We start from the raw sequence: 9,091 nt of genomic DNA, 5'->3' as shown, positions 1-9,091 counted from the left end.
CGTCTCTCACTGATTCCCCACTTCTTCGCGGCTTCCTTGGCACTGATATACATAGTTTCTCCCTCTCTCCCCAATCCTTCCTACATAGGTTTATTACCACGAATCTATGCTCTGTGCAAGGCTTCCTATACTCAGAAGGGCTTGAGCAAAGCGGAAAGAATGGGGATAATTGGTTGGAAAGGGGAACCTTTCCTATCACAACTGGGAGGGTACTCCATGGACCGATATGATGTTGTCATCGTAGGAAGCGGACCGGCAGGTATGGGTGCAGCCTTTACGCTGCGTGAGAGGCGGCCTGATCTGAAGATATTAATACTTGATCGGGAAAAGGTGTCTACCGGCGGTATGCGCAATGACTGCAAGATGAATTTCACCTACCCAATCGGGTTTCCTGTTGAATACTGGACTGAGGAAGCTGCCGAACACTACCTGAAACAGGTTATCGACTTTCTCAAACCATCATTTCTTGAGAAACAGAACATCGACATCTACCAGAAGCGAGCAGAGAGACTGGGCTGTTCACTGCTGGAAATCAGACAGACACATCTCGGCACTGATGGCGGACTCAAGCTTATCAAGGAATTGCTTGCTCGTCTTGAAGCTTTGGGCATTGACCTTGCTCTTGGAGAGGCAATGGAAACGGTGAATGCCGAGAAACAGTTCATCATTACCGAGAAACGTGAGATCGGGTACAAGCGGTTGCTGATAGCACCGGGCAGAAAAGGCTTCCATTTCCTCCAGGACCTGATGCGCACGCTCGACGTCCAATTTATCGACAATATCGTTGACATCGGGGTACGGGTTGAGACCAGGATTGAGCACTATCCCATCGTGCGGGATTACTATGACCCGAAGTTCTATTTTCCTGAGAAAGTGCGTACATTCTGCACCAACAGCGGGAACGCCCATGTGGTACGTGAGCGGTATGCGACAAACAGAGGTGACCAGTGGTATTCAGTGAATGGACATGCCTTTGCCCCAGACAGCAAGCATGACAATGGTTTGGTAAACTTCGCAATCCTGAAAACAGTACGGTTTACCGCCCCTCTTGCCAGTGGACAAGCCTTTGCAGAGAACCTTGGACTGCAGGCCGCTCTTATGGGTGGTGGACAACCCCTGATGCAACGGGTTGGTGATTTCCGCCTCGGTTCAAGGAGCAAGGAAGCAAGCTTCAGCGGTGACCTCTATGACTTTGAGCCTACGCTGAAAACCTGTTGTCCTGGGGATATCTCCCTAGCAATTCCTGCGAAAATCCTTCGTGCTATCTGGAAAGCAATGAAGAACCTGGACACCATTGTCCCGGGAGTGCTTCACCCTTCCACGATCATGTACTATCCTGAAATCAAACTCTATGCAAATAAACCAGCCTACCTGGATGAACGATTCCGCGTAAAAGAGGATATCTGGTTTGCTGGAGATGGTGCTGGCACAAGCCGAGGAATTACCGGAGCCTGGGCCAGCGGAATCCGGAGTGCTGAGGGAATCCTTGAGACCTTATAAGGTATGATTAAAGCGGTTATTCAGCCAATTGGAAGCAAGTGCTACCCATTGGCGACACGCTTCGTGAGGGGTACCCACCTCCTCAGTGCACATTGACAGGCCATGGTTCCCGCTTTCGAACAGATGGAGTTCGTAGGGGACCTTTGTTTTCTGCAGGTTTACAGCCAGATGGAGGCTATTCTCCACCGGTACACTCTCATCAGTGACGGTATGCCATATGAACAAGGGAGAGGCATCCTTGGTTACTTGGTTTTCCAAGCTCAGGAGTGAACGTAGTTCCGGGTCTTTCCCACTGACCCAGTCCAGGCTCTCCTCATGGGCATATTTTCCACCGCTGATCACTGGATAGCAGAGTATTGCAGCATCCGGTTTGTTGTTCTCATCCACAATCTTCTGCTTTGCAGTGAGCATGGGGTGCTTATGCAGTAAGGCCAAGGATGCTGCAAGATGACCACCAGCGCTGAAACCCATGATGGCAATTCTTGTTGGATCACACATCCATTCAAATGCATGCTCACGAATCTTGATCAAGGCATCACTGGCTTCCAGCAAGGGATTCAGGTCCTTGGCCGCTTCCTGCACTGAATAGTCCAGTATGAAGACATTGTAGCTCATGGAAAGGAAGTATAACGCAACCGGGTCACGTTCACGTTCAGAGCGAAACCGATAGCCACCCCCTGGGCAGATGACAATTGTCGGGCGAATATTCCTGATCCCTCCATCACCGGTGATATCCTGGAGGTATCCTGTAAGTGGAACCTGGTTTGGGCCTACAGCAATCTGTATTATTTTCATAGGTGTATCCTACCACATCCTTCACCACTTTGCGCAGGAAAAAGGTACGTGGGGCATCCAGATGTGGTATCATCATGACATGCATACTTCTACACTCTTTGACCTCAATGGCAGGGTTCCCCTGAAACAGGCTCTTCCACTAGCCATCCAGCATGTGGTTGCCATGATAGTTGGCTGTGTAACCCCAGCCTTGATCCTAAGCCGTGTTGCAAACCTTGCTCCACAAGATTCCATCATTCTTGTCCAGGGAGCATTGGTAATAGCCAGCTTGGCTACATTCCTCCAGCTCTTTCCCATTGCAGGAGTACTCGGATCAGGACTCCCAGTCATCCTGGGAGTGAGCTTTGCGTATCTGCCGAGTATGCAAGCCATTGCATTGGGATATGACCTAGCCACCATCTTCGGATCCCAGTTGGTAGGAGGGATTGTAGCCTTTCTGGTAGGCATATTCGTAAAACAGCTCAGAAAATTTTTTCCTCCCCTGATTACAGGAACGGTGGTATTTACCATTGGACTTTCCCTCTATCCTACCGCCATCAACTATATGGCTGGAGGGATTGGGAGTCCTTCGTATGGCTCGCCACTGAACTGGACTCTCGCATTTCTCACGCTTGCAGTGGTAACCATTCTTAACCATTTAGGAAAGGGAATCTTCAAGCTTGCATCCATCCTTATCGGCATCATTGTGGGTTATGGACTTTCTCTTGTTTTTGGCATCGTGGACTTCTCCGCAATCTATGAAGCAAAGTATTTCCAGGCACCTCAGCTTATGCATTTTGGTATCAAGTTCGACATTGCTGCTAGTTTTTCCATGGGTATACTGTTTGCCATCAATGCCATACAAGCCATCGGTGATTTCACAGCAACAACAGTTGGGGCAATGGACAGGGAACCCACGACGAAGGAACTGAGAGCAGGAATAACCGGTTATGGCCTTACCAATATCCTGGGCTCCTTCATGGGAGGCCTTCCCACGGCAACCTACAGCCAGAATGTTGGTATAGTTACCACCACCCGCGTCATCAACCGGTTCACCCTTGGCCTTTCTGCCTTGATCCTCCTGCTTGCGGGACTGATCCCGAAGTTCAGTGCCGTCCTGACCACGATTCCCCAGAGTGTGCTCGGGGGTGCAACTATCAGTGTGTTTGCCTCAATTGCCATGACCGGTATGAAACTGGTAGTATCTGAGGAGATGAACTACCGAAATACGTCGATCGTAGGGCTCTCTGCAGCACTGGGTATCGGAATAGCGGAATCGTCGGCTGCCCTGGCGACTTTCCCCGTTTGGTTCCAGACGGTGTTTGGACAGTCCCCGGTGGTTATCGCGACAGTTGTAGCTGTTGCCTTGAATATCATGTTACCGAAGAGGGACTAGATGGAACGAGTCATACTTGATGTTGATACCGGTCTTGATGATGCGGTTGCGCTGTTTCTTGCAGCAGGATTGGACACACTTCATATTGAGGCTATCATAGCCACGAACGGAAACGTAGGATTGGAGAAAACCCTTGAGAACACACTGAATATCGCTGAGACTGCTGGTTTGGATTGTCCGGTCTATAAAGGGGCCGCAAAGCCCCTGGTGCGAGAGCCTGTTGCGGCAGGGGATTTTCACGGGGAGTCAGGCCTTGATGGTCCTGTTTTCCCACCTCGACAGAGACAAGCAGTACAGGAAGAGAGCGGCATCGATGCCATGATCAGGCTCCTGCATACACATCCAGGAGAGATAACCATCATCAGCGTTGGGCCACTGACCGATCTTGCATTGGCTATGCAGAAAGATGGAGAGGTAGCACAACTCGCCAAGCAGATTGTCATCATGGGAGGCTCTTTCAGCAATGGAAATGTTACGGCATTTGCTGAATTCAACACCTATGCAGACCCGGAGGCAGCACAGATTGTCTTCTCCAGTGGTGCCAAGTTGGTGCTCTTCCCCCTCGACTGCACCAGACAGGTAACCTTGAGCCCCTCACGCCTGGAAGGCTACCATGCAATCAAGACAAGGTCGGCACAGGTATTTGCCGCTTGCATGGACACCTACCAGGCCAACTATACCCACCAGAAACAAGGCTGGCCACAGATGCACGACCCTTTATGTGTGGCATATCTAGCCGACCCCAAAAAAGTCCAGACCGAGTATAAGCACGTCTGGGTTGATTGCCAGAGGGGACCTTCCTATGGAAGGACCATCAAGGAAGAGACAAAAAACAACGATGGAGTGCATATTGCCACCTCCATCGATATTCCTTGGTTCTGGTCGCTGGTTGATAAAGCCTTTGCTGTCCTCCCCTAGTGGAAGACAACCAGGTCTTCCAAGGACTCGCGAATCTTCGGCCGCTCTGCTTCTGCAGGATAACCGAAGGTTGCGAGCAAGGAAGCTTGCCACTGATTCCCATCGAGTGACAGCACATCAAGAACCTGTTGTTCATGAAAACCTTCAATGGCACAGCTTTGGATACCCATCGAGGCAGCCCCTGTCATCATATTGGCTACTGCCAGGTATCCCTGGCTCTTCAGCCAACAGTCCAGACGACCCTCCTGTTTGAGATAGTCATAGTAGGGACGATAATCTGCAATGAATACATCAAGAGGATCAGGGAATCGCTTTCCACGGCTATGCACCAGATCTCCATCAGGATTGGCAAATGCAGCTTTCCTCACCATCACAGCGACGGTAAAGGCACTTGTTGCCACTGACTCCTGGTCGAAGCACGCATGAAAGAGTGCTGTTTTCTTCTCTGCACTCCTCACTACATGAAAGGACCACAGTTCAAGGCCAAAGGACGTGGGAGTCAATCTGCCGTATTCGAGGATCTGTTTCAATTGGGCATCACTGACAGTTTTCTGTTCATCGTAGCACTTACAAGCAAAGCGATGCTGCATGGCATCAAGAAATTCCATCAGCGCACCTCACTCGCAACCTGCAATGCGACCTCAATCATGGGGTACAAGCCTACTGTGCGCATCTCATCGCCAAAGCCCTGACCGGTTACACAGCTGTCTGTCATGGTAAGCAGACTCAATGCATGTTTCTTTGTCCATGCAGCGGTACTGTACAAGGCATAGGTTTCCATATCCTGTGCCAAAGCACCCATCCTTGCCCAAGCCTGCCAACTATCCTCTCCCAGCGCATTGTAGGAAGAAAAAAGGTCACTGGAAAACACCATACCGGAATGCATGGGTATCTCAAGCTTCTTGGCTACGGCAAGTGCCCTTAGCAGTAGATTGGAATCGCAAACGGGACTGAGACTTCCCTTCAGGTTATACTGGTGAGCCCAATTGCTATCAGTACTTGCAGTCATTGCAGCAATCAGATCACCCACAGCGATGGATGGTTGCAAACCTCCACAGGTACCGATACGGATGATAGCATCAACCCCATATTCAGTGAACAGTTCATAGCTGTATATGCCAACTGATGGGCCGCCCATCCCAGTAGAGAGTACTGAAACCGGCATATGATTGTAGACGCCTGTGTATCCAAGAACATTCCTTACATCGGTTACCAGACGGGCATCTTCAAGAAAGTGTTCAGCCACCAGCTTTGCTCGTAGAGGGTCCCCAGGAGCAAGCACTACAGGTGCAATATCTGCCTTGGAGGCTCTATTGTGAGGTGTCATCAGCTTGCCCCCTTCTCATATGGCTTGCCTGCAGCACGTGGCGCATAGTTCTTGCCGCTGGAAAGCACCAGTGCCACGAGTGTCACGACATAGGGAAGGATATTGAACACTTCCGAAGGAAGAGCCTTCAAAGCCGGAATGTTGTTCGCAATGATGGCAAAAGCCTGTGCTGTTCCAAAGAGAAAAGCTGCACCGGTAACCCCCAGGGGACTCCAACGGCCGAAAGAAACAGCAGCAAGTGCGATAAACCCACGGCCGTTGATGGTATTGCTCGTATATTGGATGGTCTGGGTAAGTACCACACAACCACCGGCAAGCCCAGCAAGGACACCACTGGAAACAACTGCAAAATAACGCATCTTCTTCACGTTGATACCGACACTTTCGGCAGCTCCAGGATGTTCACCACATGCTCTGAGATGCATCCCGAAGGGAAGCTTGTAGAGCAGAATCCACGAGAGGACAACAACAGCAACGGCTATGTAGGCAGTCGGGTAGATGCCAAGAGCATCTGTCTGCATGCCCATCATGAACTCTTTGGTCCTGTCAGCATTGAAGAGAATCTGGCTGGCAAAAATCGTTACGCCAGTGGAGAGCAGGTTGATACCGGTACCACTGATGGTCTGGTCGGCATTAAGGTTGATTGCTGCCACAGCATGGATAAGGGAGAACAGTCCACCGACTACCAAACCCATGATCAAAGCCAAGAAAAGCGAGAGTGTATGGGGAACCCCAGCCATCTCCATCAGGACATGAGCAGCAGCAGCAGTACATGCACCGATAGCCATAAGGCCTTCCAATGCTATGTTCACAACCCCTGACTTCTCACAGATCATCCCACCGATGGCGGTGATGAGAATCGGGGCCACAATCATCAATACAGAAGGCAGCATTCCAAGTATCATACTCATTTGACTCCTACCTCCTTCTGCAGTTTTTTCTTATCGAGGTGCTGCTGATAAAGGATCAAGGCTGAACGAAGGGCAATGAAGATTACGATCATTCCCTGGATGATGAAGGTAATTTCCTTGGGGATCTGCTTCGCTTGCATCAAGGCTTGTGCGTTCTTGAGCATACCGAACAAGAGTCCCGCGAGGGTGGTGCCCAGTGCAGTGCTGTTTCCTACCAAGGCAACGGCAATGCCGTCAAAACCATAGTTGTCCATCCCGGAGAGAACCCTTCCATACTTGAAGGAGCCCAATGCGACAATGCCTCCAGCTAGGCCTGCAAAAGCCCCAGCGATAGCCATGGATAATGCAATGGATTTTACCACCGGTATACCGCTGGCCCTTGCTGCATCCTTGTTGAATCCAGTAGCCCGCATGCCAAACCCAAGACTGGTTTTCTCCATGATGAACCAAAACACGACCACAGCGATGATCATTAAAAAGATACCATTATTCAACAGTGAGTAGTTGGTGATCTTGGTGAAGAAGTCATTGGTAATCAGGGCAGTCTCAGGAAAGTCAGCGGTCTTGTAGGTGGTAGCACCAGGCATTTGGAGTGAGATGATACGGCTTAGATACAAGGCAATGTAGTTGAGCATGATGGTTGAGACAACCTCACTCACTTCATACTTTGCTTTCAGCACTCCCACCAATCCACCCCAGAGGGATCCAATGATAATTGCACAGGCGATGGCAAGCACCCAGTGCAGCCCTTGTATCTGTGGGCCAAGCAAGGCAACCATCTGTGCAATGGTCATGCCCATGATGTACTGCCCTTCTCCTCCAATATTGAAGAGACCTACCCGGTTTGCAAACCCCATCGAGAGTCCACAGAGAATGAAGGGAACCGAGTAGTTGAGAGTCTCGCCGACATAGCGAATGTTCATCTTTCCATTGTCGATGTTGTATCCACTGAGTGCTTGCAGGATTGCCTTGTACATGTTAAGTGGATTCTTCCCCACCAATGCAACCAGGATGGTCCCTACAAGGAAACCAAGGACTACGACAAGGACCGAAACTGCCCCGTCGCTTTGTATGAGTCGTTCCCGCTTTAGCTTCATGCCTGTGCCTCCTTATGAGACCCAGCCATCATCATACCGATTTCTCGCTCGGTTACTTCATGTTGCTTGTTCACTGCCACGATGCTCCCCTTGCTGATGGTTGCAATACGGTCACACAGGTTCATGATCTCATCCAATTCCAGAGATACCAACAATATAGCGCGTCCTTTCATTCTTTCATCTATTATTCTCTTCCGGATGTACTCGATGGCACCGACATCCAAGCCACGGGTTGGTTGGGCAACCACCAGTACCTTAGGAGAAAGAGAAATCTCCCGTGCAACGATGACCTTCTGCTGATTTCCTCCAGAGAGGCTGCCTGCCTTGGTGATCGGTCCCTCAGCGCTCCTGATATCAAACTGGTCGATAAGTTGTTCAGCGGTCGTTTTCATGGCTTCAAAATCAAGGATGCCGAATTGCTTTCTGTAAGGACTCTTATAGTAGCTCTTGATGGCAGAGTTCTCTGCAATGGTGAACTCTCCAACAACCCCGTATTTTCTGCGATCTTCAGGTATATAGCCGAGGCCTTTCTCAATGCGTTCACGAATGGTGGACTGCTCGATGGGCTCTCCATCGAGAATGATGGAACCACCAGAGAGGGGAATCAGTCCGGTTATGGCACCAAGAAGCTCACTCTGGCCATTACCGTCAACTCCTGCGATACCGACAATCTCACCGTCATGGATATCAAGGTTCAGGTCCCTGATCTTCACTGCCCCATTCTCATCCTTTACTTCAAGGTGCTGCAAGCTGAGCATTACATCTCCGGGGACCTTTTCCGGTTTCTCGATCTCAAACTTCACTGCACGCCCTACCATCATCTCAGCAAGCTCCTGCTCACTGACATCGGCAACATCAACAGTACCGATATAGGTTCCTCGTCTCAGTACTGTGCAACGGTCAGATACTTCCTTGATCTCCCTAAGCTTGTGGGTGATGAGCAGGATGGTCTTTCCCTCAGCCCGGAGAGCCTTGAGAATTTCCATCAGTTCATCAATCTCCTGTGGGGTAAGGACCGCTGTAGGTTCATCAAAGATGATGATGCTTGCATTACGGTAAAGGGTTTTGAGAATCTCGACACGCTGCTGCTGCCCGACCGATATATCCTCGATCAAGGCATCCGGGTCAACCTGCAAGCCATACTGTTTACTGAGTTCAGCAACACGCT

The 9,091-nt window shown here is 50.2% G+C and carries 9 protein-coding genes; 3 read left to right on the top strand and 6 right to left on the bottom strand.

The annotated features are described in order from the left end of the window. Positions 1 to 216 precede the first annotated feature (216 nt). Complete coding sequence (locus tag AB7S66_RS09505) at positions 217 to 1,500, top strand: NAD(P)-binding protein (protein WP_428519409.1); 1,284 nt, start codon at positions 217 to 219, stop codon at positions 1,498 to 1,500. Here the strand turns inward: AB7S66_RS09505 and AB7S66_RS09500 are convergent. Beyond that, positions 1,495 to 2,295 (bottom strand): alpha/beta hydrolase, encoded by an 801-nt coding sequence (locus tag AB7S66_RS09500; RefSeq protein ID WP_428519407.1) that lies wholly within the window; start codon positions 2,293 to 2,295, stop codon positions 1,495 to 1,497. The genes AB7S66_RS09505 and AB7S66_RS09500 overlap by 6 nt on opposite strands. Before the next feature lie 79 nt (positions 2,296 to 2,374). Here AB7S66_RS09500 and AB7S66_RS09495 point away from each other — a divergent pair, with 79 nt between their 5' ends. Together AB7S66_RS09495 and AB7S66_RS09490 are read left to right on the top strand one after the other, a co-directional pair. Beyond that, a complete protein-coding gene (locus AB7S66_RS09495; protein WP_428519405.1) occupies positions 2,375 to 3,670 on the top strand; it encodes a uracil-xanthine permease family protein in 1,296 nt (431 codons plus the stop codon). After that, entirely contained in the window at positions 3,671 to 4,588 is a 918-nt protein-coding gene (locus tag AB7S66_RS09490; protein WP_428519403.1) for a nucleoside hydrolase, read from the top strand. On the opposite strand, the gene AB7S66_RS09485 is transcribed toward AB7S66_RS09490, so the two are convergent. The 5 genes from AB7S66_RS09485 to AB7S66_RS09465 form a co-directional block, all read right to left on the bottom strand. Further along, a complete protein-coding gene (locus AB7S66_RS09485) occupies positions 4,585 to 5,196 on the bottom strand; it encodes an NAD(P)H-dependent oxidoreductase (protein ID WP_428519401.1) in 612 nt (203 codons plus the stop codon). The two genes, AB7S66_RS09490 and AB7S66_RS09485, sit on opposite strands and share 4 nt — an antisense overlap. Beyond that, complete coding sequence (locus AB7S66_RS09480; RefSeq protein ID WP_428519399.1) at positions 5,196 to 5,915, bottom strand: purine-nucleoside phosphorylase; 720 nt, start codon at positions 5,913 to 5,915, stop codon at positions 5,196 to 5,198. The genes AB7S66_RS09485 and AB7S66_RS09480 overlap by 1 nt, the downstream gene beginning before the upstream one ends. Next, positions 5,915 to 6,826, bottom strand: a complete 912-nt coding sequence (locus AB7S66_RS09475) for an ABC transporter permease (RefSeq protein WP_428519397.1) — start codon at positions 6,824 to 6,826, stop codon at positions 5,915 to 5,917. Before AB7S66_RS09475 ends, AB7S66_RS09480 begins: the two co-directional genes overlap by 1 nt. Next, positions 6,823 to 7,923 carry an ABC transporter permease gene (locus tag AB7S66_RS09470; RefSeq protein ID WP_428519395.1) on the bottom strand — a complete coding sequence of 367 codons (1,101 nt, stop codon included), beginning with the start codon at positions 7,921 to 7,923 and terminating at the stop codon, positions 6,823 to 6,825. Before AB7S66_RS09470 ends, AB7S66_RS09475 begins: the two co-directional genes overlap by 4 nt. Continuing rightward, on the bottom strand, positions 7,920 to 9,091 hold a 1,172-nt coding region (locus AB7S66_RS09465), incomplete at its 5' end, for an ABC transporter ATP-binding protein (RefSeq protein ID WP_428519393.1). The genes AB7S66_RS09465 and AB7S66_RS09470, both read right to left, overlap by 4 nt.

Source organism: Sphaerochaeta sp. (assembly GCF_050178175.1).
Lineage (GTDB): Bacteria > Spirochaetota > Spirochaetia > Sphaerochaetales > Sphaerochaetaceae > Sphaerochaeta.
This window is presented reverse-complemented; position numbering and strand designations above follow the sequence as displayed.